The organism is Paenibacillus chitinolyticus (assembly GCF_045038035.1).
Taxonomy (GTDB): Bacteria; Bacillota; Bacilli; order Paenibacillales; family NBRC-103111; genus Paenibacillus_F; species Paenibacillus_F chitinolyticus_A.
Window position 1 is genome coordinate 1322397 of the sequence record NZ_CP173427.1, and the last position, 24964, is coordinate 1347360.

The window sequence follows — 24964 nt, forward strand, 5'->3', positions numbered from 1 at the left end:
TTGATAAAGGCAGGGAGTCACGCAGGATTCCTGCCGCCACTTTTACGCCTGAGGAGGAGAAGCGATTGAGTCAAGCAAGTGCAAACAGATGGATGAAAAAGTGGGTGGCAGCCGCCGTCTCGCTGACGGTTGTCGGAACCGTCGCCCTACCGGCGGCGCCGCAGACAGCCTCGGCCGACAGAGGGGTTGTCGATCTCTGGAAATCGATCAAGCCGCTCACCACAATCGCCAGTGCCATGAATACGGGGGCTCACCCCGACGATGAGCACAGTGCTACACTCGCGTATGTATCTCTCGGTCAAGGGGTCGACACCTCCAGTGTCATCGCCAACCGCGGGGAAGGCGGACAGAACGAAATCGGCAGCGAGCTCGGCAATGCCCTTGGCATTATCCGGACCCGGGAACTGCAGGAAGCTTCCAAAATCACCAACATTACGCTGGCGAACCTTAGCGTGAAGCTCGACGATCCGATCTACGATTTCGGCTTTTCCAAAAGCCCGGACGAAACGCTGGAGAAGTGGGGCGAATCCGTCGCCTACGAACGGCTGATTCGCCAAATCCGCCAGAAACGGCCGGACGTCCTGATTCCCGCTTTCCTGAACGAAGATTCCACTCACGGCCATCACCGGGCCATCAACGTTCTGACGGTACGGGCGTTCAAAGACGCGGGAAATCCGGCTATTTTCCCGGAGCAGCTTAAAGAAGGCCTTGCCGTATGGCAGCCGAAGAAACTGTACCTGCCGGCCACGGACAAGGATTACGATGTCGCCCTTCCGGTCGGTGACTATAACGAAATTTTCGGAGCTTCCTACTCGCAGCTGGGGGAAGAATCGCGTTTCATGCACAAAAGCCAAGGCATGGGCCGCCATGTAGATGAAGGTCCCGGAAACTCCTATTACAAGCTGGCAGGGACCGCCGGGGACAACAAGACAGCCGTTTCAAAAAGCAGCTCGCTCTTCGACGGCATGTCCTTTACGTTCGAAGATCTGGCCAAAGAGCTGGACACTAAAGGCAAAGACAACAAGATCGTCAAAGATCTGAAAACCCTGCAGCAGGATGCCAATGAAGTCATTGCCGCCTATCCTAAATTCGCGAACGTCGCACGCGAGGTTCATGAAATGAAGGCGGACGTGAAGTCAGCGATTGAAAATGTGGAAAAATCCACTTTAGATTCTTCTATTAAAACTGATCTCCTTCATAGGCTTCAGGTGAAAACCGATCAGCTTAACAAAGCGAGCATGGAAGCGGCCTCTCTGACCGTTAAAGTGAAGCCCGTATCCGGCGAGCTTGTAGCCGGACAAACGGCGAAGGTGGCAGTCACCGCACACAGCGGCGGCAGCGTGGATATCTCGGACATCGCGATGAAGCTGAATGTTCCCGAAGGGTGGACAGCCAAGCCGGCGGGCGATGCCGAGTTCAAGAAACTGGGTTACAACCAGACGGTCAAAACCGAGTTCGAAGTGACCGTTCCGGCGAAAGTCGCCGACTTCAACCCGTATGCCCTGCCGCTCATCAACGCTGATGTTACATACACGGCCTACGGCACGCAGGCAGCGGTCCATGCGGTGCCGGACAACGCGGTTGCCGTTCTTCCGGCAACGTCCTTGACCCTCAGCCCGGAAGCGGCCGTGTTCAACACGCTTAAACCGGACGAAGCCGTACCGGTTAAAGTAACCGCCCGCAATTACGCGCCGGGAGCTTCCAAAACGACCGTTGCGCTGAAAGCTCCGGAAGGCTGGACGGTCGAGCCCGCTTCCCGGGACGTAAGCTTTGCGGCGAAGAACGAAACGAAAGCCGTCGAGTTTACCGTAAAGGCGCCGAAGGGCGTGAAACCGGGCAAGGTGGACATTTCCGCCGTGGCCAAGGAAGGCCAGACCGACACGAGCCGTACGGTGCAGGTCATTACGTACCCGCATATCGGCACGACTTATTACGTGAAACCGGCGACTTTAACAATTCAAGCTTTTGACCTTAACGTGCCGAAGGATCTTAAAGTCGGCTATGTTTCCAGCGGCTTTGACAATATCGACGCCGTGCTGCGCCAGGTAGGCGTTAACGTGACGAACCTGGATGCCAAAGCGATCCAGTTCGGAGATCTGTCCCAATACGATACGATCGTGCTCGGCATTCGCGCTTACGCGTTCCGTCCGGAACTGATTCCGAGCAACCAGCGTCTGCTTGATTACGCGAAAAACGGCGGCAACCTGGTCGTTCAGTATCATAAGCCGGAAGACAAATGGACGCCGGACCTCGCGCCGTATCCGATCAAAATCGGCCAGCCTCTCATTCAATGGAGGGTAACGGACGAGAATTCGAAGGTAACGATGCTGGCTCCGGATCACAAGATCTTCAATACGCCGAACAAAATTACGGACGCCGACTGGCAGAACTGGATTCAGGACCGTTCGGCCTACAATCCCGCCGAGTGGGGCAAAGAATACACCGAACTGATTTCCAACGGCGATCCGGGCGAAAAAGAATTTACGGGCACCTTCCTGTCTGCCGATTACGGCAAAGGCACGTATACGTACAGCTCGCTTGTCTGGTACCGTGAAATGCCGAGCCTTGTTCCGGGTTCCATCCGGATGTTCGTGAACATGATCAGCTTGAAGCAGTAAGCTTGGCAATTGACTTATCCCGTTCTTTTATTCAAAAAGCCCGATGAATCAATCCTTATTTAAATGAAGAAAGACCGCAGCGGGGGATCTTCCGATCCTCCGTTCTATCGCGGTCGGCTTGATCCGGCAGCAGGAACAAACGAAAGAAACCGGAGGGGACAACATGAAGGCCCTGGATATACACGGAAGGCATGCCGAGTCCGCTTTCAGGAATGCCGCCTTTGCGGTCGTTCCGCTGGGAAGCTTCGAGTACCACGGTCCGCATTCTCCGCTGGGGACGGATTTTTTTCTCGCCCAAGGCTTCGCGGGACTTATTGACCCCGGGTTAAAACCCCTCGTTTATCCGGCTATTCCTTACACGGCATGTCCGGGCAAAACGGGGGATTATCCCGGCACCATATCCATCGATCCGGCCGTGTTTCACCGGTATTTAAGCGATGTGCTGGAAGGCATCTGCCGTTCGGGATTCAGACGGATCGTACTGCTCAACGCCCATGACGGCAACATTGGAGCCTCCAGGACAGTTGCCGAGGAAGTAACTTCCCGCTGGAAGGATGCAAGCTTTCTCCTGATCAACTGGTGGCAGCTGGCTGCTGCGGACGCTCCGGAAAAGCTCGGATTTTTTCAAGGGACGACAGGAAGAGGACACGGCGGGCCTTACGAAATGTCCGCTGTCAAAGCATTCCGTCCCGACCTGGTTCATGTATCGGAAGAAGATGCGGAATTGACTCCGCCTCCTCCGCTTTCCCCGATGCCTTACGTATTGGTGGAAGGCACGCCGGAAGGCTGGGCGGGCTATACGGGTCACATCCGTCAGACTTCTCTTCAAGCGGGCGATTGGATTGTAGGCGAGGTCACGGCCAACATGAACGCCCTCATTGCGAACTGGCTGGGCCGACCCGCTCCCTGAACCACACCGCTTGCCTGTCATAAACATATAGAAAGTACCACTAGGAGGAATGGACCGCATGAGAAACCGCGAACAGATTTTACAGGAAGAAGGCGCCGTCTTTCCAGGGCTGACCTATACGGAAGCTGTGCTTAAACCCGCTTTCAACGAAGCGAAAGCAAGTCTTCTTGGCCCGATGATGGCAATCAATAAAGCGCACCTGATTATGCTTAAAGACCAGGGGCTCGTTACCGAAGAGGAAGCGTCGCAAATTGCGGACGCGATCCGCGGACTGGATCTGGAAGGGCTGCGTCAAGCCGAGTATACGGGACAGTTCGAGGACCTGTTCTTCCAAGTGGAAAGCGACCTGCTGGAAGCGGCCGGAGACATCGCCGGCAATCTCCATCTGGCCCGCAGCCGCAACGATATGGGCATCTCGATTTACCGGATGGTGCTCCGGGAGAAGCTCCAGACGACGATCCGGGGAGCGCTTGCCCTCAAAAGCCAGCTGCTCGCATTCGCCGAGGAACACGCCGAAACGATCATGATCGGCTACACGCACACCCAGCAGGCGCAGCCGACAACGCTCGCTCATTACATCATGGCGGTGGCGGATTCGCTCGACCGGGACGTGCGCCGTCTGCAGGCCGCCTACGCCAACTGCAACCGCAGCAGCATGGGCTCCGCCGCTTTGACCACTTCCGGGTTCAATATCTCCCGGGAGAGAATGCAGGAACTGCTCGGCTTCGACGAGCTGATCTACAACTCCTACGACGCCATCGGCGGGGCCGATTATGTCGGGGAGATTGCGACGGCCGTACAGCTGGCCGCCATTAATCTCGGCCGCGCTTCCCAAGATTTCCTGCTGTGGTGCACACAGGAATTCGGTGTTCTGCGCGTAGCCGACCCGTACGTCCAGATTTCGTCGATCATGCCGCAAAAACGCAATCCGGTCTCGTTCGAACACATGCGCTCGCTTCTTTCGAGCTGCGTGGGGAACACCCAGACCGTACTGACGATGATGCACAACACGCCGTTCGGCGACATCGTCGACACCGAAGACGACATGCAGCCGTACGCATGGAAGGCTCTGGCTGTCCTCGATCAGATGTACCGCCTCCTTTCCTGCGTAATCGGTACGATTCACGTGGACAAGGATGTGCTGCGCAAGCGGACGGAAGGCAGCTTCGCCACGGTGACCGAGCTGGCCGATACTCTGGTGCGGACCGACAATCTGTCTTTCCGCAAAGCTCACCACATCGTCAGCGGAGTCGTGAAACGCGCGGTATCCGAAGGGCTGGCCGCCAACGAAATATCGCTGGCTATGGTTAACGAGATTGCCCGTCAGGTGATCGGCCGCGACTTGTCGATTACGGAGGAAGCGTTCCGCAGCTCGCTGGACCCTGTCCACTTCGTCTACATCCGCACTCTGCCCGGAGGACCTGCCCCGGACGAAATCCGCAGCACGATCGCCGACCGCCGCAGCCGTCAGCAGATCCAGGAAGCCTGGCTCCGGGACTCGCGGAGCAAAACGGAAGAAGCGCTGTCGCACCTGGATGCGGCGCTTGAAGGATGGAGCTCCGGTCAATGAAGGGGCGCAGCATTCCGCTGCTTGCCGTAGACGGCGGTGGAACCAAGTGCCTGGCTGTTTTTACCGATAGGCAGGGAAAAATAGAAGGAACCGGCCGGGGAGGTTCCTGCAATTACCAGACGACAGGCACGGAAGCCGCTGTGGATGAGCTGGTGCGGGCCATGAAGATCGCCAGGGAGGATCTGACGGAACCTCCCGCTCCGGACGAGACGCTGCGCGTCGAATGCGCGGTCTTCGGGATGGCCGGGCTCGATACCGGCTACGACCGGCAGATCATTGAAGGGCTCGTCCGTGAAGCCCTCTCCAGGGGGGAGATTCAGGCGGACCGGGTCGTCGTGGAGAACGACGGACTTGCCGCGCTGCTCGGAGCGACGGACGGCAAGCCGGGCGTCCTGCTTATCGCGGGCACCGGCTCCATCGTCTACGGCGTCAACGGGCAGGGCCGCAGCGCCCGGGCGGGCGGCTGGGGCTACCGGGTCGGGGACGAGGGGAGCGCCTACTGGATCGGCAAGCAGGCCCTTACCGCTATCCTGCAGACCCTGGACGGCAGGCAGGGGCCGACGATTCTCGCCCGCAGAGTCCTGCCCTATCTCGACCTCCGTTCGGAGGAGGAACTGTACAACTGGGTGTATTCGGCCGACTACCGGGTAGACACCGTTGCGGAACTGTCGCTGCTTGTCAGCGATTCCGCGCGGGAGGGAGACGCGTCTTCCCTGCGTATTCTCGAAGCCGCCGCGGATGAGCTTTTTTACGGGGGGCGGGCCGTTATCGAAAAGCTTGGAATGAAAGACACTTCCTTCACTTTGATCCTCCAGGGAGGGGTTCTCCAGAATAATGAATTTGTGCGGAGCCGTTTGACGAAAAAATTGCGCGAATTCGCCCCTTCATGTAATCTGGAAGAAATAAAAAAAGAACCGATTTACGGAGTGATCGCCCAGGGACTCAGCCTGCTGCCGTAAATCCGGAGGAGGTTGGGGGACGTTATGAGGAAAACGCTGCTCTTTGTGTTTGCGCATCCGGACGATGAATCGTTTGCCTGCGGAGGCACGATGGCCAAATATGCGGAGAGTGGACATGCTGTCCATCTGGCCTGCGCCACATCCGGCTGCAAGGGCAAAACGGGGGAGTACACGTTTACCTGCAGGGAAGAAATCGCGCTGTACCGGGAAGGGGAGCTCCGCCGGGCCGCCGCCGTTCTCGGGGTGGAGCGGGTTCACTTCTACCGTTATCCGGACGGAGGCCTGGCCGAGGTCCGTGAAGATCTCCTGACCGCCCGTGTGGCCGCGACGATTCGGGACCTGCAGCCTCATCTCGTCGTCACGTTTCCTCCGGACGGAGTAACGGGGCATCCCGATCATATCGCCATCTCCAAGGCGGTGCTGCGGGCGGTCGAGGAATTGGACGCGGACGCCGGAGCGGCGCCGGACCTTTATTACGCGTCCATTCCGAACTATTACGACCACTGCGGGGACTGCGGCCCGTCCGAGTGCTGCCCCATTACGGCACGCGTGAATATTTCGGAATTCCGCGGCCGCAAGGGAGAAGCGCTCCAGGCGCACAAAAGCCAGGTGTATTCCGTAGACCGGGCCTACCCCGGCGTCATGCACGGCGACTACTCGGTGATCGGGCGCTACGAATACTTTACGCTTGTGCGGCGGGGCGGACAGCCAGCGGGATTAAACAAATGCGCCGGTGAAATTCCGGTCGTCGAACTGGTCTGATCTTCTTTTTTATTAAGCAGCTCAATAAACGAGGTCGGCTTTCCTTCGACAGGAGGCTGGCCTTTTTTGCGTGTCCGGCCTTACGGAAAGACGCCGGGAGCAGCGAGGCGAGGGGACCCGCCCAAATCCCGTTCTTTGATTTCCTCCCGTTAATCCGGTACACTTTATGGATGATCTTTTGCAGGAGGAACTGCGGGAGAATATTTCAAAATCAGCCGGGACGAGTCCGGCTTCGAGGTGGAACCTTTGACTCATTCCTACGATAATGTAGTTTTATTTCCCAAAACGGCCGCTTCCTACGAGAAGCAGATGACTCAGCTGCTGGAGCAGGAGCGCTATGAAGAGGCGGTCCGCCTGCTTCGTTACCTTCTGCAGTTCGCCAGGGACGACGCGGAGAAACAAGCCCAGTGGAGAGCTCTTCTGCAGTGGCTGGAAACGATGTTCCCGGAAACTCTGTACGACGATGCCGTCATGCAAGAGGGCGGTGAAGAGGAGGAAATCACCGAGGAAGACCTCAAGCGCCAATCCGTGGCCGGGAAGTCGGCGGAAGGCCGGCAATATGTCGGGCGTCTGCTGGACATGCTCGAGGACGGTACGGATATGGAGCGTCAGATGATCGCTCTGGAGCAGCTTGCTTTTGCGGAGGACGACCGGATCGACGAGTTTGTAAAAGAGTGGCTCCATACGGCCCCGAGCCATCCGTTCGTCCAGTTCAGAGCTTTGCAGATGCTGAAGCAGCGGGGAGGCAAAGGCCCTGTCGTGCTTGCGCGCGCGCAGAACAAAATGGTGCTCCGCATCGAGGATACGCCCCTGAAGCTCGAAGAATTTCCGGACCGGATACGCGAAATGGTATACCGGGTTCAGCAGATCAGCGAGTCGGAGCAGCCGGACTTCGGTTTTTTTGCCGAGCAGACGTGGCTGGAATTTCTCAAAACGGTGTACGGCACGGAATTGTACACGTCGATGAGCGGCTGCCGGGAAGAAGAGGTGGACGTCTGGGCGAGCGCTCTGCATACTGTTCTTCACGAATCTTTATTCGGGAGCGCGGACAGGGAGCATCTGCGGGAGCAGTACGGAATCACGGCTTCCATGCTGCAGGCGTGGGGCGAAGCTTACGCTTGTCTGCAATCTTTTATCCAGGCTTTGTACACGGGCGGCTAAAATAAAGCCATTCCGGTCATTCGCTTGAAAAAGCAAGGGTTTGTGGTATACTAGAATGGTTATAATGGCCACTAAAAGGCTTACGAGCTTAATTATGAGGTCAGGACGTGAAAAAATACTTGTCAGGGTACATTTTTGGAGGGGAAAGCATAAAATGAAAGCAAGCTGGGAAAAAATAGAGAAGAACACTGCAGTTCTTGATATCGAAGTGGAAGCGGAACAAGTTGCCGACGCTCTCGACAGAGCTTTTAAGAAAGTCGTAGCCAAAGTAAACGTTCCGGGATTCCGTAAAGGTAAAGTACCGCGGTCCATCTTTGAAAAGCGTTTCGGCATCGAAAGCCTGTACCAGGATGCGCTGGACATCATTCTGCCGGAAGCTTACATGCAGGCCGTTCAAGAAACGGGCATCGAGCCTGTTGACCGTCCTGAAGTGGACGTTGAACAATTCGGCAAAGGCCAAGCCCTGAAGTTCAAAGCGAAAGTAGCCGTGAAGCCGGAAGTGGAACTCGGCGACTACAAAGGCATCGCGATTCCTGCAGCGGACAGCGCGGTAACTCCGAAGGAAATCGACGAAGAGCTGGAACGCCTGCAGCAAAGACACGCTGAGCTTGTCGTGGTTGAAGAAGGCGCGGCGGCAAACGGCGACATCACGATCATCGACTTCGAAGGTTTCGTGAACGGCGAAGCGTTTGAAGGCGGCAAAGCGGAGAAGTACTCCCTTGAGCTGGGCTCCAACAGCTTCATCCCTGGTTTCGAAGAGCAAATCGTCGGCATGACCAAGGACGAAGAGAAGGACATCGAAGTGACATTCCCGGAAGAATACCACTCCGAACAGCTTAAAGGTCAAGCGGCTACTTTCAAAGTGAAGCTGCACGACATCAAGCGTAAAAACCTTCCTGAGCTTGACGACGAGTTCGCTAAAGACGTAAGTGAATTCGACACGCTCGAAGAGTACAAGCAGGACATCGCGAAGAACCTGGAAGAGAAGAAGAAGCAGGATGCCGAAGTTCAGCGCGAAACAGCCGTGGTCGAGAAGGCCGCTGCCAACGCGAACGTTGAAATTCCGGCTTCCATGATCGAAACCGAACTCGACCAGATGGTAAGTGAATTCGAAAGACGTCTGCGCATGCAGGGCATGACGCTGGATCTGTACTTCCAATTCTCCGGCCAGAACGTGGACGTGCTGAAATCTCAAATGAGAGAAGACGCCGAAAAACGCGTCCGCAACAACCTGGTTCTCGAAGCGATCGCGATCGCAGAGAAAATCGAAGCGACGGACGAAGACGTGAACGCCGAGCTGGATCGTCTTGCCGAGCAGTACCAGAAATCCGTTGAAGAGCTTCGCTCGATCTTCGAAGCTAACGGCAGCCTGGAAGGCATCAAGCAGGATCTGGCTGTTCGCAAAACCGTAGACTTCCTGCTCGCCAACAGCACGGAAGAGAAAGAAAAGCCGGCTAAGAAAGAAACGAAAGCTAAAAAAGCAGCGAAAGAGGAAGCCAAAGAAGAAGAAGCGGCCGAGTAATCGCTTCGCCTTCCCAAGGCACTGCACGATCCCGACAAAAGCTGTATAATAGGACACATACAAAGGCACGTAATCCAAAGCGTGCCTTTGTTTTACCCGAAAACAGCCGCGGAAGCGATATTTAGCGGGATTTATCCTAAAAATGACTTTACCTTTTAAACATGGTAAAATGAAAAGTAAGTACCCGCAAAGGAGTTGGTCCAATGAGTCTTATCCCTATGGTTGTGGAGCAAGAAGCCCGTGGTGAGCGTTCCTACGACATCTATTCTCGCCTGCTCAAAGACCGTATTATCTTTATCGGCAGCGCGATTGATGATGATGTGGCTAACCTTGTCATTGCCCAACTGCTGTTTTTACAGTCCCAGGACGCAGAGAAAGACATTCACGTATACATTAATTCTCCGGGTGGCTCGGTAACGGCCGGACTCGGAATTTACGATACGATGCAGCACATCAAACCGGACGTGTCGACGATTTGCGTAGGCATGGCAGCGAGCATGGGTTCCCTGCTTCTGACGGCCGGTGCACCCGGTAAGCGTTTTGCCTTGCCGAATAGCGAGGTTATGATCCATCAGCCGCTGGGCGGTGTCCGGGGGCAGGCGTCGGACATCAAAATTCACGCCGATTGGATCATCAAAACGAAGCAGAAGCTGAATAATATCTATGTGAAGCATACCGGCCAGCCGTATGATAAAATAGATCGCGATACAGACCGCGATAACTTTATGAGCGCGGAAGATGCGAAGGCGTACGGATTGATCGACGAAGTCATCACTCGAAGCGACCTGAAATCTTAAAGGAGTGATCCAATGTTTAAATTCAACGATGAAAAAGGTCAGTTGAAATGTTCTTTCTGCGGAAAGTCCCAAGATCAAGTCCGCAAACTCGTTGCGGGTCCAGGCGTTTATATCTGCGACGAGTGCATTGAATTGTGCACGGAAATCGTGGAAGAGGAGCTCGGGCACGAGGAAGAGCTGGATCTCAAAGACATTCCGAAGCCGAAAGACATTTGCGGCATTCTCGACCAATATGTAATCGGCCAGGATCAGGCGAAGAAATCCCTGTCCGTTGCCGTTTACAATCACTATAAGCGGATCAACTCCCAAAGCAAGCTGGAAGATGTGGAACTGCAGAAGAGTAACATCATTCTTGTAGGTCCTACGGGAAGCGGGAAAACCCTTCTTGCCCAGACGCTTGCCAAAATCCTCAACGTTCCTTTCGCCATCGCCGATGCGACTTCCCTTACGGAAGCCGGCTACGTGGGCGAGGATGTCGAGAACATTCTCTTGAAGCTGATCCAAGCAGCCGACTACGATGTGGAGAAGGCCGAACGCGGCATTATCTACATCGATGAGATCGATAAAGTAGCCCGCAAGTCCGAGAATCCGTCGATTACACGCGACGTTTCCGGCGAAGGCGTACAGCAGGCCCTTCTGAAAATTCTGGAAGGTACGGTCGCTTCGGTACCGCCGCAAGGCGGACGCAAGCATCCGCATCAGGAATTTATCCAGATCGATACGACGAACATCCTGTTCATCTGCGGCGGCGCGTTTGACGGCCTGGAACAAATCATCAAACGCAGAATCGGGAAGAAAGTCATCGGCTTCAGCTCCGATGGTCTGAAAACCGATTTGAAGCCGGGCGAGTACCTCTCCCTGGTACTGCCGGAAGACCTGCTGAAATTCGGACTCATTCCGGAGTTCGTAGGACGTCTGCCGGTTGTCTCCACGCTGGAACCGCTGGACGAAGCCGCGCTCGTTCGTATTCTCACCGAACCGAAGAACGCCCTCGTGAAGCAGTATCAGAAGATGCTGGACATGGATAACGTCAAGCTTGAATTCGATGCGGAATCGCTGGATGCTATCGCCAAAGAAGCCATTAAGCGCAATACCGGCGCCCGCGGTCTTCGTGCTATCATTGAAAGCATTATGCTTGATGTGATGTTCGACGTGCCGTCCCGTACGGATGTAACGAACTGCACCGTTACAAAAGATACGGTTCAGGACAAATTGACCCCTATTCTTTCCTCTCAGGAAGGTCAGGATGTCAACAAGAAGAAAGAAGAAAGCGCCTGATCTCGGTTGAGATAGGAGCTCATACTATAGAGTAACCGACAGCCTCCAAGCTGCCCGGCCTTGGCTGCCCGCTTCATCATTTGAGGCCGGCGCGGCTTTGCCGGTGCGGCGCGGAGGATGTTTGGTTCATGGGAGAGAAGACACGTATGTTTCACAGAAAAGATACGAGACCGGTTCGTGTCGGAGATTTAACGATCGGCGGCAGCGACGAGGTTATCATTCAAAGTATGTGTACGACGAAAACGGCGGACGTCAAAGCGACCGTAGCCGAAATCCACCGGCTGGAAGAAGCCGGCTGCCAGCTCGTTCGTGTGACCGTGAACAATATGGAAGCGGCGGACGCCGTCAAGGAAATCAAGAAGCAGATTAACATTCCGCTTGTATCCGATATCCATTTCGATCATCGTCTCGCATTGGCGGCCATTGAGAACGGCATCGACAAAGTCCGGATCAACCCGGGCAATATCGGCCGCCGTTCGAAAGTCGAAGCCGTTGTGAAGGCTTGTAAAGAGCGGGGAATTCCGATCCGGATCGGCGTAAACGCGGGTTCTTTGGAAAACCACCTTTTGGAGAAGTACGGATATCCGACGCCTGAAGCAATGGTGGAAAGCGCCTTGTTCCACATCGGCATTTTGGAAGAGCTCGATTTCCACGATATTATCGTGTCCCTGAAGGCGTCCGATGTGCCGATGGCTATCGCCGCGTACACCCAGGCTGCGCAGGCATTTAATTACCCGCTTCACCTCGGCATTACCGAAGCCGGAACACTGTTCTCCGGCACGGTGAAGAGCGCTGCGGGGCTCGGTGCGCTGCTTAGCATGGGCATCGGCTCCACGATGCGGATCTCGCTCAGCGCGGATCCGGTCGAGGAAGTGAAAGTCGCCCGCGAGCTGCTTAAAACGTTCGGCCTCATTACCAATGCGGCGACGCTTATTTCGTGTCCGACCTGCGGGCGCCTGGACATCGACCTCTTTTCCATTGCGAACGAAGTCGAGGCCTACATCGCCAACCTCAAGGTGCCGATCAAAGTTTCCGTACTCGGCTGCGCCGTGAACGGACCGGGTGAAGCACGCGAAGCCGATATCGGAATCGCCGGAGCGAGAGGCGAGGGCTTGCTTTTCCGCTACGGGGAGATGGTCCGCAAGGTACCGGAAGCCGAGCTTCTGAACGAGCTGAAGAAGGAAATCGACATCATCGTCCACGAATTCAACCGTACGGGTGAAATTCCGGGACGCCGCCAGCATCAAGAACGTATCGAGCTCGCTCAAAAGCAGGCTCAAGCTCAGCATTCCTGATGCATAAAGGATTCACCCGGCTAAGGGCGGGTTCAGCCAACCGGCGTACTCCGCTTTAAAAAATCAAAAGTCACGATCCCCTAACGGATCGTGACTTTTTTTGTTGGAGCTTAATCCTGCAAGCTGCCGGGGGACTTTTGTCCTTCGCAAAAAAATCGACTTCTCCTGAAAGCGAAGGAGGCTGTCCGTCATTTTGCCGGTGCGGAATCCTTGTTCTGGCTGCCGCCGGGCCCGGGGCCTAAATCCCCATGGGCGATATAAGCGGCAACGGCATCCCGGATCGCCGCTGCGATTTTTTGCTGGCCTTCGGCGCTCGTCATCCGCGCCCGGTCGTCCGCATTTGTGATAAACCCGATCTCTACGATGACCGCCGGGCTCTGGGCTCTTTTCAGAAGGTAATACGTTTTACCCAGGATGGGGAGGTGCCGGGTTCCTGAAATGGCGTTCAACCGTTCTTGGATCTGAGTGGCAAGAAAAAGGGAACCGGCGCTGTTTTGATGCAGCACATAGGGTCCTTTTTTGGAGCGGCTGAACGAGGAATTCACATGAAGCGAAATGAGCAGTTTCGGTTTAAGGTCGTTGGCCATCTGCATCCGCTGGGCAAGGTCCCGGATATGCCGGCTGCGGTTATTAAGCCATTTGTTATCGTCGCTTAGAGCGTAGTCCTTGTCTCTGTTCAAAACGACCTGATAGCCCGCTTTCGTCAGCAGTTGATAAGTCTGCTTGGCTACGGCCAGGTTGATGTCCTTTTCGAGCAGATCTCCGTGGGAGGCCCCGCCGTCAATGCCTCCGTGTCCGACGTCAATCAGCACATCGGGCGGATTGATATGGCTGTTGGTCCTGGAAGCGGATTTGGGAGGCTGCGCGTTGAGTGTTGAGTCGGGTGTCGTCGCCGGTTCCATTATATCGGGCAGCGATTCCGCATGAGCTTTTCCCGTAGTAAGCGATTTTTTGGCGTCGGCGGCAAGTTTGGAAGCCTCTAAGGCGGTACCGCTGGTATGAGGTTTGGTTTCGGCAAGCCGGTTTTGCGTTCCGCAGGCCATGGCAAACAAAGATAGGCCGGTCATGCAAGCGGCCAGACAGGTGCACGTTAGTAAGCGTTTGGTAAACATCCGGTCCATCCTTTCCGGAGAAGGTTAACCGTAGTTTTCTACGACGGCCGTCCTCTCATTCATTATTAGCCGAGAAAACATTTGGACGGCATGATTATTCCTTCACAGGAGGGGAATACTGCCATGTATGAGATCGGACCGGAAAGGACTGAAGAAAAAATGGATATGAGCTTTAGTATGATTTTAATGTTGATTCAGGTGTTTTTTGCAGTTGTCATCGGGATGTACTTCTGGAATTTGCTGCGCAACCAGCAGACCAACCGGTCTGCCATCGATAGAGAATCTAAGAAAGAGCTGGAGAAGCTGAGAAAGCTCCGATCCGTTTCGCTGACCAAGCCTCTGGCGGAAAAAACCCGGCCTTCCAGTATGCAGGATATCGTCGGGCAGAAGGAAGGGCTTAAGGCGTTAAAAGCCGCTCTGTGCGGTCCCAATCCCCAGCACGTGCTCATATACGGCCCTCCGGGTGTAGGGAAGACGGCCGCGGCTAGGGTCGTCCTGGAAGAGGCGAAGAAAAATCCGCAATCGCCTTTTCGCAATGAAGCGAAATTCACTGAAATCGACGCGACCACGGCCCGTTTCGACGAGCGGGGCATTGCCGATCCGCTGATCGGCTCCGTTCACGACCCGATTTACCAGGGCGCCGGTGCAATGGGTGTTGCCGGAATTCCGCAGCCGAAGCCGGGTGCCGTTACGAAAGCTCACGGCGGCATTCTGTTCATTGACGAAATCGGGGAACTGCATCCGATTCAGATGAATAAATTGCTCAAGGTGCTGGAAGACCGAAAAGTGTTTCTGGAAAGCGCCTATTACAATTCGGAAGACAACAACATTCCGAACTTTATCCATGATATTTTTCAGAACGGGCTGCCTGCGGACTTTCGTCTCGTCGGCGCGACGACACGCACGCCGAATGAAATTCCTCCGGCCATCCGTTCCCGCTGTATGGAAATCTTTTTCCGTCCGCTCTTACCGGAGGAAATCGGCGAGATTGCGGCCAATGCGCTGGCCAAAATCGGGTTCCCGGCGAACGAATCCGCCATCGATGTCGTCAAACGCTACGCCACCAACGGCCGTGAGGCGGTCAATGTGATCCAACTGGCGGCCGGACTCGCTCTGACGGATAAGCGCGAAGAAGTGACCGCGGCCGATATCGAGTGGGTCGTCAACAGCTCCCAGATCCAGCCCCGACCGGAACGCAAAATCCCTTCGGAGCCGCAGGTCGGCTTTGTAAACGGGCTTGCGGTATACGGTCCGAATTTGGGCACGCTATTGGAGCTGGAAGTTATCGCAATCCCCGCCGCCCGTCCGGGAAGCGGTTCGTTCAACATCACCGGAGTCGTCGACGAGGAAGAGATGGGCGGCGGTTCCCGCACGCTGCGCCGCAAAAGCATGGCCCGCGGGTCCGTGGAGAATGTGCTGACCGTTCTGAAGCGCATGGGGCTGCGCACTTCGGACTACGATCTGCACATTAATTTCCCCGGCGGTACGCCGATTGACGGACCGTCCGCGGGAATCGCCATGGCAACGGCAATCGCATCGGCCCTTCACCAGATACCCGTGGACAACAAGCTCGCCATGACCGGCGAGATGAGCATACACGGGAAAGTGAAGCCGGTCGGCGGCGTTGTCGCCAAGGTGGAGGCCGCCTTCCAGGCGGGTGCGACGCGCGTGCTTATTCCGAAGGAAAACTGGCAGGAGCTTTTCGCGGATCTGCCCGGTGTCGAAGTCGTCGCGGTAGAATCGGTCGAAGAAGTGCTTTCGCTTGCCCTCGGCCTCCAGATCGCCAGCAATGTCATTCCGATGCCCGCGGCGGGAGAGCAGATGATGCCCGGCACGATGCCGTTCCTGCATGCGGGGCCGACCGATGGATCGGAATCCGCCAAATCGTAACATTTCCGTCTCCGGGCAGAAGCGGCTTTCGGCAGGGAGAAATTCCTTTCCGGGGGCCGTTTTGTGCCCAATTGGTGTTTTGCAGACAATTTTGTTAAAATGTTATCTACAGCATTAGCCCACCAGTAAAAAAGTGGAGGTGTCGGAACATGGGGCCTAATAAAACGCGGATACGCCGCCTGCCGTTATTGCCTCTCAGGGGACTGCTCGTATATCCGAGCATGGTACTGCATCTGGACGTAGGCCGGGAGAAGTCGGTCAAAGCCTTGGAAAAAGCAATGATCGAAGACAGCATGATCCTGCTCTGTTCCCAGGCCGAAGTGAATATAGAAGAACCCGCCAAGGAAGATATTTACCGGGTGGGAACCATTTCGAAAGTGCGTCAAATGCTCAAGCTTCCGAACGGAACGATTCGCGTACTGGTAGAAGGAGTCGTAAGGGCGGAAATTGCCGAGTACATCGCCAACGACGAGTTTTACGAAGTCAACGCGAAAGAGCTTCCCGAAGAAGAAGTGAACGACGCCGAAATCGACGCACTGATGCGTACGGTGCTCAATCAGTTCGAGCATTATATTACGCTGTCCAAAAAAGTAACGCCGGAAACATTGGCTGCGGTATCCGATATTGATGAGCCGGGGCGACTTGCCGATGTCATCTGCAGCCATCTTTCCCTTAAAATCAAAGACAAGCAGGACATTCTCGAAACGGTGGACGTGCGAAGCCGTCTGGAGAAGCTGCTTAGTATTTTGAACAACGAGCGCGAAGTGCTTGAACTGGAACGTAAAATCAGCCAGCGCGTGAAGAAGCAGATGGAGAAGACACAGAAGGAATACTATCTGCGGGAACAGATGAAGGCGATTCAGAAGGAACTCGGCGATAAAGAGGGCCGGGCCGGAGAGATCGAAGAACTCCGCAGCCAGCTTGCCGCCTCGGAAGTGCCTGAGAACGTTCAGGAAAAAATCGAGAAGGAAATCGACCGTCTCGAGAAGATGCCTTCCACATCAGCGGAAGGAAGCGTTATCCGCAACTATATCGATTGGCTGCTTGCTCTCCCGTGGACGAAGAAGACGGAAGACGATCTGGATATCCATAAAGCGGAAGAAATTTTGAACGCCGATCATTACGGACTTGAAAAACCGAAAGAACGCGTGCTGGAATATTTGGCCGTCCAGAAGCTGGTCAAGAAGCTGAAAGGGCCTATCCTCTGTCTCTCGGGTCCTCCGGGAGTAGGTAAAACGTCCATCGCCCGCTCCATCGCGAAATCGATGAACCGCGAGTTCGTCCGTATCTCGCTCGGCGGCGTACGGGACGAGGCCGAAATCCGCGGCCACCGCCGCACGTATGTCGGAGCCATGCCGGGCCGGATTATTCAGGCCATGAAGACGGCGGGCACCGTGAATCCGGTGTTCCTGCTCGATGAAATCGATAAAATGGCGATGGATTTCCGCGGAGACCCGGCTGCCGCGCTTCTTGAAGTGCTGGACCCGGAACAGAACAACACGTTCAGCGACCACTTCATCGAAGTGCCGTTCGATCTCTCTAACGTGATGTTCATTACGACGGCCAACGCGCTGCACAACATTCCGCGGCCTCTGCTCGACCGGATGGAAGTCCTGTATCTTCCGGGCTACACGGAAATCGAGAAGCTTGAAATCGCGGACAGCTACCTGCTTCCGAAGCAGAAGCGCGATCACGGGCTCGAAGACGGCCAGATGGTGATGAACCGCGATGCTCTTCTTCAGGTGATCCGCGAATATACCCGTGAAGCGGGCGTCCGCAACCTGGAACAGCAGCTTGCCGCGATCTGCCGCAAGACCGCCAAGAAGATCGTCTCCGATCCCGGCCGCACGGTCGAGGTTACGGTGGACACCGTCAAGGAAGACCTCGGTCCGCCTAAATTCCGCTATAATATGGCGGAGGAGCAGGATCAGATCGGTGCGGTCACGGGTCTGGCCTGGACGGAAGTGGGCGGCGATACGCTGGTCATCGAAGTCACGGTCATGCCGGGCAGCGGCAAACTGACGCTGACGGGCAAGCTCGGCGACGTGATGAAGGAATCCGCCCAGGCGGCATTCAGCTACACGCGCTCGAGAGCGGAGCAGCTCAAGATCGCGCCGGATTTCCATGAAAAGAATGACATTCATATTCATATTCCGGAAGGCGCGATCCCCAAAGACGGACCGTCGGCAGGGATTACGATGGGAACGGCGCTGATCTCCGCGCTGACGAACATCCCCGTGTCCAGCGAGGTGGCCATGACCGGCGAGATTACGCTTCGCGGCCGCGTCCTTCCTATCGGAGGACTGAAGGAGAAGGCGCTGGCCGCACATCGTGCGGGAATCCGCACCATCCTCCTGCCGAAGGATAACGAGAAAGACATCCGGGATATTCCCGAAAGCGTCCGTAACGATCTTACGTTTATTCCGGTCGCTCATATGGACCAGGTACTGGAACACGCGCTCGTCAAGGAAGTGGATCTGAAGGCTTAAGCCGGTCGGAGATCTTCCTGTCTTCCAAGCGGAGACCGGGCGCATATCGATGAAAAGAGTGTGAAACATGAAGGTCAACCAGGCTGAATTTATTATCAGTGCGGTGGGACCGGGACAATACCCTGAGGATGCCTTGCCGGAGATTGCTTTGGCAGGGCGTTCCAACGTGGGTAAGTCTTCGCTCATCAACCGTATGATTTCCCGTAAAAATCTGGCCAGGACAAGTTCCCAGCCGGGCAAAACCCAAACCCTCAATTATTACCGCATTAATGACGACTTATATTTCGTCGATCTTCCCGGTTACGGCTATGCCAAAGTTTCCAAAACGAAACGTGCCGAATGGGGCAAGTTTATCGAAAATTACTTGCTGAAGCGGGAACCGCTGAAAGCGGTTATGCAGCTGGTCGACTTACGTCACCCGCCGTCCAAGGACGATCAGGCCATGTATACCTGGCTGAAGCATATGGATGTGCCGGTAATTGTCGTTGCGACCAAAGCGGACAAGGTGCCCAAAGGCAAATGGCAGAAGCACGCCAAGATCATCAAGGACGACCTGGAGTTTGACCGTTCGGGTCCCTTCATTATTTTCTCGTCGGAAACGGGAATGGGGAAGGACGAGCTGTGGGAGATTCTGGAGTCCGCGATCGGTTGGGGACAGCCGCAGCCGGATACCGAAGCTTTACCGGAATCGGCTCCTTCCGAATAATATCCGCCGCCTATCGTTAGCTTGCGGGGTATAGGGCACGAACCGTCTCTTCACGGAGACGGTTTTTTGCTGTCTGCCGGGTGGAGGCTGACCAGCGTACTGGAACGCTAAGCATCACACGCCGGTAGACTCGGTGCGGTCGCAACAAGAAGGGCGGAGGGTCTCTTGACGGAATGGAGAAAACCTTGTATTCTTTATTTAGACATTTATCTAAATATCTAATTAAGAACGATAAAGGATGTGCAGCCGAACGTGAACCAGCCTGCCGATACCAAACAACTTCAGGATCATCATATCCGCTTGTCCCAGCTCATGTCCCCGCTTTATCTCCTGATACCGCTTGCCTTCTGGGCGTTTTTCGACTACCACGTAGTGGGCGTAACTCTAAAACTTGTCCTGCTGGGCGCAGCAGGCTGGATTGCGGCTCTCGTTCTGAGAGGGCCGGTAAGCTTTCTTGCATCCCGGATGCCAGCCGCTAAAGGGCGGCTGCTGCTCGTTTCGTCTTCCGGACCTCTGGAAGAACTTGTCCGTCTTTTTACGCTGCTTGCAGCCGGTATGACGATCGGCTCCGCGGCTTCGATAGGCATCGGCTGGGCCGCTATCGAAATTGTGTACACGCTTGTAACTCTTTTCGCGGTAGTCTCCCTTTCCAAGCGCACGGATGAGAAAGCGATGCAGGCCAAAGCCATGCTGGAGGCGCAGGGAACGTACGGGGCCCATCCGGCATGGGGGCTGATCGAACGGGTTTTCGCCAGCGCTTACCACATCGGCGCTGCCTTGTGCATAGCCCGTTATCCCTGGTCGGCCGTGATTCTGATTCCGCTTCATTCTCTGCTCAACCTGGCCGTGCTGGCAGCCGCCAAAAAATCGCTGGCTCAGGCCGAAGCCATCGCCGCTTTTGTCGGAACGACGGTACTTGCGATCGGTTGGCAGCTCTACCTGTAACCCGCAGGCTTTCGCGACAATGATATTTGCCTTTTTTAATCGGAATTCAAACAAGTTTTTCATGAGGAGGTGAGGGTGGTGAATGATACCTTTAAAGCCCTGTCGGACCCGACGCGGAGACAAATCCTGAAACTGTTGAAGGAAAGGGATTTATCCGCCGGTGAAATCGCCGACCATTTTCAAATGTCCAAACCGAGCATCTCCCATCACCTGAGCGTCATGAAGCAGGCTAAGCTGGTGCTCGACGAACGCAAAGGGCAGAACATCATCTATTCGCTGAACACGACCGTCATTCAAGATGCACTCGGATGGCTGATGGATTTTACGCATAAAGACGAAGGAGGAAATCAACATGACTAACGCGATTCGTAAAACGCCGAGATGGACGTGGAAAGACACCCTGCTGCTGATCATCGCCGCGGCGCCTATCCTTTACGCCATAGGGGTCTACGGCCAATTGCCGGAGCAAATGGCGGTCCACTTCGGAACGAGCGGTGAGGCTAACGGATACCAGAGCAAAGGCTCGTTCCTGATTCTGATATCCGCTCTTAACTTGGGTCTTCCTCTACTGATGAAGTGGTCGCCTTCCCTTGATCCGAAACGTACGAATTACGAAAAATTCCAAGGGTTTTACGATCTTTTCCGAATTTTAATCACGGTTTTATTGAGCGGTGTTTTCTTCATCACCCTGCTGACCAATCTCGGGTACGACGTGCCCGTCAACTTCTGGGTTCCGCTTGGCGTCGGCGCTCTCTGGATGGTGATCGGCAACTATATGGGACGCGCGCGCCCCAACTATACGTTCGGAATCCGGACTCCCTGGACGCTGGCTGACGAGGAAGTATGGCGCCGGACCCACCGGATGGCGGGTCCCGTCTGGATGCTGGCGGGAATCGTGTTTATCGGAGTATCGCTGTTTCCGGCGGTCGTTCCCGCGTGGTTCGGAATTGTCGTTATTCTGCTGAGCGTGCTCGTTCCGACCTTGTATTCGTTCATCAAATACCGGCAGCGAAAAAATTAAATTTTCACCAAAGGTCAATAAGTAAAAAGCGCGGATTCCGCGCTTTTTTTGTTTAATCGGAAGCATGAACGGGTAAAACGCCGTAAGGAAGACTATTTTGGGAAGTGTGCATGGAAAGCGATGAGTTTTCAAGGCAATTGGAGACTTTACGGTGCTGATAGCCAATTTTTTCAGGCAGGAGAGCGTTTTTTCCGGTTTTCGCCGGATTTTCATGCATCGTGCGCAGGAATATTAAGTCTTGATGTAGTATAATATGAAGTAGGCAAGATCAAAGGCGTTGAAAAAATAGAATTGAGGGATTTCCATGGCACAGAGGTTAGCGACTGAATATGTCAAAACCCGCCTGCAATTAACGGAAGCCGAAATGTCCAAATTTGTCCAAATGTTTGCCGATCAGCAAATCACGGCTCAGGTCAAAGTCATCGAGAACGGAAACCAGGAGTTTGTCTTTCAGGAAGAGGCGGGAGAAGAGATTGTTCTTTCGTTTGAACGCGTCGGTAAGCAGTATATTAGCTCGGGATCCTGCCGTGTAACGAGTCTGCGTTTGACTAATCTTATGCGCAAGGCGATAGCCGAATTCAAAGGTTCAGCCATCGTTAAGCGGATATACGCTACGTTTGTGATGATGTATACCTACGAGAACGGGAAAGTCGTCAAAATCGTCGAGATCAAAGGACAGCATACGAACGTCGTCTATGAGTATCACGATACGCTCGGCCAGCTGGAGAACCTTTTCCGCCGGACGGAGATCGAAAGGGAAATCGGCATGATCCAGGATCAGATCAACCATCTGCTGGATATGCGTAACGAAGTTCCCTGCCCTTCGCTCAAGCGTGATATCGACGACCGACTGAAAATGCTGACCCGCCGTTTGTTCGTACTCGAAGCGTAGATTTGCTCAAACCCGGCAGTAGGCATATTATTTTACGTGCAAGTTAAGCTCTATATACAGAAGCGAAGAGCCTGTCCACAGGCTCTTTTTTTATTTTTTTGTGAAGAGAAAAAAATGGATTCGTCCGAACCTCTTTGACAGACACGAAGCGGCGTACCGTTACATAGTGTATTACGGACAGAATAGCAAGAAGAGCATTCCGAAAATGAATCTTGCGAATGTGAAAAAAACTATTGCATTTCTGTTCAATAGATGTTATTTTTAATTTCGTTGAAAACAATATAGGAACCAGGATTCACTCAGGACATTGAATGTTGCGAGAGATTATTCCCTCGGGAAGTGAATGACGTAGGTCCTAGCGGATGAAATGCGAGAACAATTTTATTCCTAGGAAGGGGGAACCGGAAGATGGAATATTCAACTTTCGGAAGACACGTTGCTGTAGATACTTGGGGAGTAGATTTTGAACTTTTGAACAATGCAGAGTGGCTGCAAGCCCAAATGGTAGACGCAGCTGAAGCGTGTGGAGCAACGGTCATGTCTGTTCAGTCCAAGCAATTTGAGCCACAAGGTGCCACAGTACTAGTACTGCTGTCTGAGAGTCATCTTTCCATTCATACGTATCCTGAGAGAGGTTTTGCCGCGCTGGATTGCTATACTTGCGGTGAAACGGTAGATCCTCAATTGGCTATCGACCACATGATCTCGCTGCTTAAGCCGGAGAAGGTCTATGCCAAGAAACTGGTTCGCGGAATGGGCGAGTTTGAAGTCGAAACGCCGGAAATCAAGCAAGCCGTATTGGCTAAGTAAGTTTGTTGTTTCAGTATACAAGATAAGCGTTTATATAAGTAAGGTAACCACGGAGTCCGCATTCCGTGGTTATTTGTTTGTCAGGCCTCTCATACAATGGTACGGGTCTTCTTAACCGGGACCCGGAAGGAGAGAGGTGCCGTGCGAAGCCGGATCAAATCGAAGATCTTCCTGTTTGTGCTGGCAGCCGGGCTGGTTGCCTGGCCGCTTGCCAGCTTGTATGGCTATGTGACGAAAGGCCCGGATAAGCCGGATGCGGAGCGTCTGTTGTTCCAGGTTTCTTTGTTCCAGATTGAGCTGCTGAACCGTTTTCTGCAGGACGCCGCACGTTCCGCCGACACACGGGAACTCGACTCGCTTAAACAGGCCTTGTACACGGCCAGTTATACGCACGAGAGACTCGTTCTCGCCGAGGGAAGCGAGAAGCTGCATACGCTGGGCAGCTTGCCCCAACTGATGCAGTACATACTGAGGCTGCAGATCGGCGGAGAACGCGCTCTGAAAGCCGATGAACAAGGCGTCCTGCAGGAATCCGCCAAGCTCTACGCGCAGCTCTACGAGGCTTACGGGAAGCTGATGACCTCCTCGGGGAGTGTCGTTACTTCGCAAAGCGAAGCCGTGTCGAAAAATGACGAAGCATTAAAAGGACTGCTTGAAAAAAAGCTGCTCCAATAATCGGTATATCTACAAGAAACATAGACCACACTAGGCATAGCGGCTTCCGGCAGCATTCAAAATTTAGTCAAAATATTTGTCGGTTACGACGGTCGGCTATGTTATAATAATTATTGTTAGCTGCAAAGAAAGGTAGGTGTGCCCCATGCATATTGTCGTCGTCGGATTAAATTACCGGACAGCTCCCGTCGCGATCCGCGAGAAGTTTACTTTTACGCAGGAAGAGTTGTCGCAAGCGCTCGTGGAGCTGAGGCAGACAAAAAGCATACTGGAATGTGTTGTCGTGGCCACTTGCAACCGTACTGAAATCTACGCCGTGGTCGATCGTGTACACATTTGCGGGCACTACATTCGCAAGTTTATGGAAGAGTGGTTTGAGATTCCGCGGACGGAATTCAATAACCATCTGTATATATATGAACATGACCGGGCCATTGAGCATTTGTTCCGTGTTGCAAGCGGTCTTGACTCGATGATTATCGGCGAAACGCAGATTTTGGGGCAAGTGAAGGACGCGTTTTTGGAAGCCCAGCGCCTTGGAGCCACGGGAACGATATTTAATACGCTGTTTAAACAGGCCGTAACGATGGCCAAGCGCGCTCACTCGGAGACTTCGATCGGAGAAAATCCGGTTTCCGTCAGCTATGCCGCCGTTGAGCTGGGCAAGCGGATTTTCGGAAGCTACGAGGGGAAGAAAATTCTGATCGTAGGCGCGGGCAAGATGAGCGAGCTGACGGTGAAGCACCTGTACGCGAGCGGCGCCGAACGGGTTGACGTCGTCAACCGCACATATGAGCGGGCTTTGGAGCTGGCCGGCAAGTTCAACGGCCACGCGTATCCGATGGAGCAGCTTTACGAGCGGCTGGCCGAAGCGGATATCGTCATTTCGTCCACGGGATCGAGCGATTACGTGCTGACGAAGAAGCAGCTCCAATCCGTGCTGCCCAAGCGGAAATCCCGTCCGTTATTTATGATGGATATTGCGGTTCCGCGCGACCTTGATCCGGACATCAGCGATCTTCCGGACGTTTTCCTGTACGACATCGACGATCTGGAGGCTATCGTGGACAGCCATCTCAAGGAACGGAAGAAAGAAGCTGTCAAAATCGAGGACATGATCGGCGCCGAGATTGCGGCTTTCGACCAGTGGACGAAGACGCTCGGAGTGAGCCCGGTTATTCACGCACTCCAGGCCAAAGCGAATATGGTGCATCAGGAAACGATGGAAAGCTTGTTCAAAAAGCTGCCGGACCTGGAAGAGCGCGAGATGAAAGTGATCCGGAAATTAACCAAAAGCATTGTCAACCAGATGCTGAGAGACCCGATTCTGGCTATTAAAGAAATGGCTGCGGAGAAGAAGGGCGACGAGGCGCTTGAAATGTTTACTAAAATGTTCGCTTTAGAGGAACTTATGGCGGAGCAGGCACAAGCCGAAGCCTTGGAACAAGCCAAAGCGGAAGCGGTCCAGACGGCTGCCCAGAAGCATGCCAAAGAAGAGCTGACCGGCGGTTTTACGATGCAGCCGGCGCTTGCACGCTCCTGATTCCCGGTT

21 protein-coding genes are annotated in these 24964 nt (G+C 54.4%); 20 read left to right on the forward strand and 1 reads right to left on the reverse strand.

Going from position 1 to position 24964, the window contains the following annotated elements:
* The first annotated feature begins 92 nt into the window (after positions 1-92).
* The 10 genes from ACI48J_RS06170 to ispG all read left to right on the forward strand — a co-directional run bounded on the left by ACI48J_RS06170 (position 93) and on the right by ispG (position 12872).
* Complete coding sequence (locus tag ACI48J_RS06170; protein ID WP_405083186.1) at positions 93-2618, forward strand: NEW3 domain-containing protein; 2526 nt, start codon at positions 93-95, stop codon at positions 2616-2618.
* A gap of 163 nt (positions 2619-2781) precedes the next feature.
* Positions 2782-3528 (forward strand): creatininase family protein, encoded by a 747-nt coding sequence (locus ACI48J_RS06175; RefSeq protein WP_009674203.1) that lies wholly within the window; start codon positions 2782-2784, stop codon positions 3526-3528.
* A 58-nt stretch (positions 3529-3586) separates the two neighbouring features.
* On the forward strand, positions 3587-5098 hold the full coding sequence (gene argH / locus ACI48J_RS06180; RefSeq protein WP_405082174.1) for an argininosuccinate lyase: 1512 nt from the start codon (positions 3587-3589) through the stop codon (positions 5096-5098).
* Positions 5095-6057 carry an N-acetylglucosamine kinase gene (locus ACI48J_RS06185; protein ID WP_405082175.1) on the forward strand — a complete coding sequence of 321 codons (963 nt, stop codon included), beginning with the start codon at positions 5095-5097 and terminating at the stop codon, positions 6055-6057. The genes argH and ACI48J_RS06185 overlap by 4 nt, the downstream gene beginning before the upstream one ends.
* A 24-nt stretch (positions 6058-6081) precedes the next feature.
* The gene (locus ACI48J_RS06190; protein WP_405082176.1) at positions 6082-6819 is read left to right on the forward strand and encodes a PIG-L deacetylase family protein; all 738 of its coding nucleotides are present in this window, start codon (positions 6082-6084) and stop codon (positions 6817-6819) included.
* A 237-nt stretch (positions 6820-7056) separates the two neighbouring features.
* Complete coding sequence (locus tag ACI48J_RS06195) at positions 7057-7980, forward strand: hypothetical protein (protein WP_405082177.1); 924 nt, start codon at positions 7057-7059, stop codon at positions 7978-7980.
* A gap of 154 nt (positions 7981-8134) precedes the next feature.
* Positions 8135-9502, forward strand: a complete 1368-nt coding sequence (gene tig / locus ACI48J_RS06200) for a trigger factor (protein ID WP_405082178.1) — start codon at positions 8135-8137, stop codon at positions 9500-9502.
* Positions 9503-9705: 203 nt separating this feature from the next.
* Complete coding sequence (gene clpP / locus ACI48J_RS06205; RefSeq protein ID WP_009674201.1) at positions 9706-10299, forward strand: ATP-dependent Clp endopeptidase proteolytic subunit ClpP; 594 nt, start codon at positions 9706-9708, stop codon at positions 10297-10299.
* 12 nt (positions 10300-10311) lie between these two features.
* Positions 10312-11577, forward strand: coding sequence for an ATP-dependent protease ATP-binding subunit ClpX (gene clpX / locus ACI48J_RS06210; protein WP_326051083.1), 1266 nt, complete (start codon positions 10312-10314; stop codon positions 11575-11577).
* Positions 11578-11723: 146 nt separating this feature from the next.
* Complete coding sequence (ispG, locus tag ACI48J_RS06215) at positions 11724-12872, forward strand: flavodoxin-dependent (E)-4-hydroxy-3-methylbut-2-enyl-diphosphate synthase (protein WP_009674222.1); 1149 nt, start codon at positions 11724-11726, stop codon at positions 12870-12872.
* A 188-nt stretch (positions 12873-13060) separates the two neighbouring features.
* Here ispG and ACI48J_RS06220 read toward each other — a convergent pair whose 3' ends face one another.
* Positions 13061-13984: an N-acetylmuramoyl-L-alanine amidase gene (locus tag ACI48J_RS06220; RefSeq protein ID WP_405082179.1), complete on the reverse strand. Its 924-nt coding sequence runs from the start codon at positions 13982-13984 to the stop codon at positions 13061-13063.
* Positions 13985-14149: 165 nt separating this feature from the next.
* Here ACI48J_RS06220 and lonB point away from each other — a divergent pair, with 165 nt between their 5' ends.
* The 10 genes from lonB (at position 14150) to hemA (ending at position 24955) form a co-directional block, all read left to right on the forward strand.
* Positions 14150-15874, forward strand: coding sequence for an ATP-dependent protease LonB (gene lonB, locus ACI48J_RS06225; protein WP_326051111.1), 1725 nt, complete (start codon positions 14150-14152; stop codon positions 15872-15874).
* Positions 15875-16023: 149 nt separating this feature from the next.
* Complete coding sequence (lon, locus tag ACI48J_RS06230; protein ID WP_326051079.1) at positions 16024-18363, forward strand: endopeptidase La; 2340 nt, start codon at positions 16024-16026, stop codon at positions 18361-18363.
* A gap of 67 nt (positions 18364-18430) precedes the next feature.
* Positions 18431-19069, forward strand: a complete 639-nt coding sequence (gene yihA / locus ACI48J_RS06235) for a ribosome biogenesis GTP-binding protein YihA/YsxC (protein ID WP_405082180.1) — start codon at positions 18431-18433, stop codon at positions 19067-19069.
* Positions 19070-19321: 252 nt separating this feature from the next.
* Positions 19322-20014: a hypothetical protein gene (locus ACI48J_RS06240; RefSeq protein WP_405082181.1), complete on the forward strand. Its 693-nt coding sequence runs from the start codon at positions 19322-19324 to the stop codon at positions 20012-20014.
* Positions 20015-20092: 78 nt separating this feature from the next.
* Positions 20093-20374, forward strand: coding sequence for an autorepressor SdpR family transcription factor (locus ACI48J_RS06245; RefSeq protein ID WP_405082182.1), 282 nt, complete (start codon positions 20093-20095; stop codon positions 20372-20374).
* Complete coding sequence (locus tag ACI48J_RS06250; RefSeq protein ID WP_326051073.1) at positions 20367-21035, forward strand: SdpI family protein; 669 nt, start codon at positions 20367-20369, stop codon at positions 21033-21035. The genes ACI48J_RS06245 and ACI48J_RS06250 overlap by 8 nt, the downstream gene beginning before the upstream one ends.
* Positions 21036-21339: 304 nt before the next feature.
* Entirely contained in the window at positions 21340-21927 is a 588-nt protein-coding gene (locus tag ACI48J_RS06255) for a hypothetical protein (RefSeq protein WP_009674206.1), read from the forward strand.
* Positions 21928-22335: 408 nt separating this feature from the next.
* Entirely contained in the window at positions 22336-22737 is a 402-nt protein-coding gene (speD, locus tag ACI48J_RS06260; protein WP_016423520.1) for an adenosylmethionine decarboxylase, read from the forward strand.
* A 141-nt stretch (positions 22738-22878) separates the two neighbouring features.
* Complete coding sequence (locus ACI48J_RS06265; RefSeq protein ID WP_405082183.1) at positions 22879-23412, forward strand: hypothetical protein; 534 nt, start codon at positions 22879-22881, stop codon at positions 23410-23412.
* Positions 23413-23557: 145 nt separating this feature from the next.
* Positions 23558-24955, forward strand: coding sequence for a glutamyl-tRNA reductase (gene hemA / locus ACI48J_RS06270; protein WP_326051070.1), 1398 nt, complete (start codon positions 23558-23560; stop codon positions 24953-24955).
* Positions 24956-24964 lie beyond the last annotated feature (9 nt).

Bases quoted from the DNA above. Each gene is read 5' to 3' on its own strand.
- yihA (WP_405082180.1), top strand. From the start codon at position 18,431: ATGAAGGTCAACCAGGCTGAATTTATTATCAGTGCGGTGGGACCGGGA.
- speD (WP_016423520.1), top strand. From the start codon at position 22,336: ATGGAATATTCAACTTTCGGAAGACACGTTGCTGTAGATACTTGGGGA.
- ACI48J_RS06175 (WP_009674203.1), top strand. From the start codon at position 2,782: ATGAAGGCCCTGGATATACACGGAAGGCATGCCGAGTCCGCTTTCAGG.
- lonB (WP_326051111.1), top strand. From the start codon at position 14,150: ATGAGCTTTAGTATGATTTTAATGTTGATTCAGGTGTTTTTTGCAGTT.
- ACI48J_RS06170 (WP_405083186.1), top strand. From the start codon at position 93: ATGAAAAAGTGGGTGGCAGCCGCCGTCTCGCTGACGGTTGTCGGAACC.
- clpP (WP_009674201.1), top strand. From the start codon at position 9,706: ATGAGTCTTATCCCTATGGTTGTGGAGCAAGAAGCCCGTGGTGAGCGT.
- ACI48J_RS06220 (WP_405082179.1), bottom strand. From the start codon at position 13,984: ATGTTTACCAAACGCTTACTAACGTGCACCTGTCTGGCCGCTTGCATG.
- ACI48J_RS06250 (WP_326051073.1), top strand. From the start codon at position 20,367: ATGACTAACGCGATTCGTAAAACGCCGAGATGGACGTGGAAAGACACC.
- hemA (WP_326051070.1), top strand. From the start codon at position 23,558: ATGCATATTGTCGTCGTCGGATTAAATTACCGGACAGCTCCCGTCGCG.
- ACI48J_RS06190 (WP_405082176.1), top strand. From the start codon at position 6,082: ATGAGGAAAACGCTGCTCTTTGTGTTTGCGCATCCGGACGATGAATCG.
- ACI48J_RS06255 (WP_009674206.1), top strand. From the start codon at position 21,340: ATGGCACAGAGGTTAGCGACTGAATATGTCAAAACCCGCCTGCAATTA.
- ACI48J_RS06185 (WP_405082175.1), top strand. From the start codon at position 5,095: ATGAAGGGGCGCAGCATTCCGCTGCTTGCCGTAGACGGCGGTGGAACC.
- lon (WP_326051079.1), top strand. From the start codon at position 16,024: ATGGGGCCTAATAAAACGCGGATACGCCGCCTGCCGTTATTGCCTCTC.
- clpX (WP_326051083.1), top strand. From the start codon at position 10,312: ATGTTTAAATTCAACGATGAAAAAGGTCAGTTGAAATGTTCTTTCTGC.
- ispG (WP_009674222.1), top strand. From the start codon at position 11,724: ATGTTTCACAGAAAAGATACGAGACCGGTTCGTGTCGGAGATTTAACG.
- argH (WP_405082174.1), top strand. From the start codon at position 3,587: ATGAGAAACCGCGAACAGATTTTACAGGAAGAAGGCGCCGTCTTTCCA.
- tig (WP_405082178.1), top strand. From the start codon at position 8,135: ATGAAAGCAAGCTGGGAAAAAATAGAGAAGAACACTGCAGTTCTTGAT.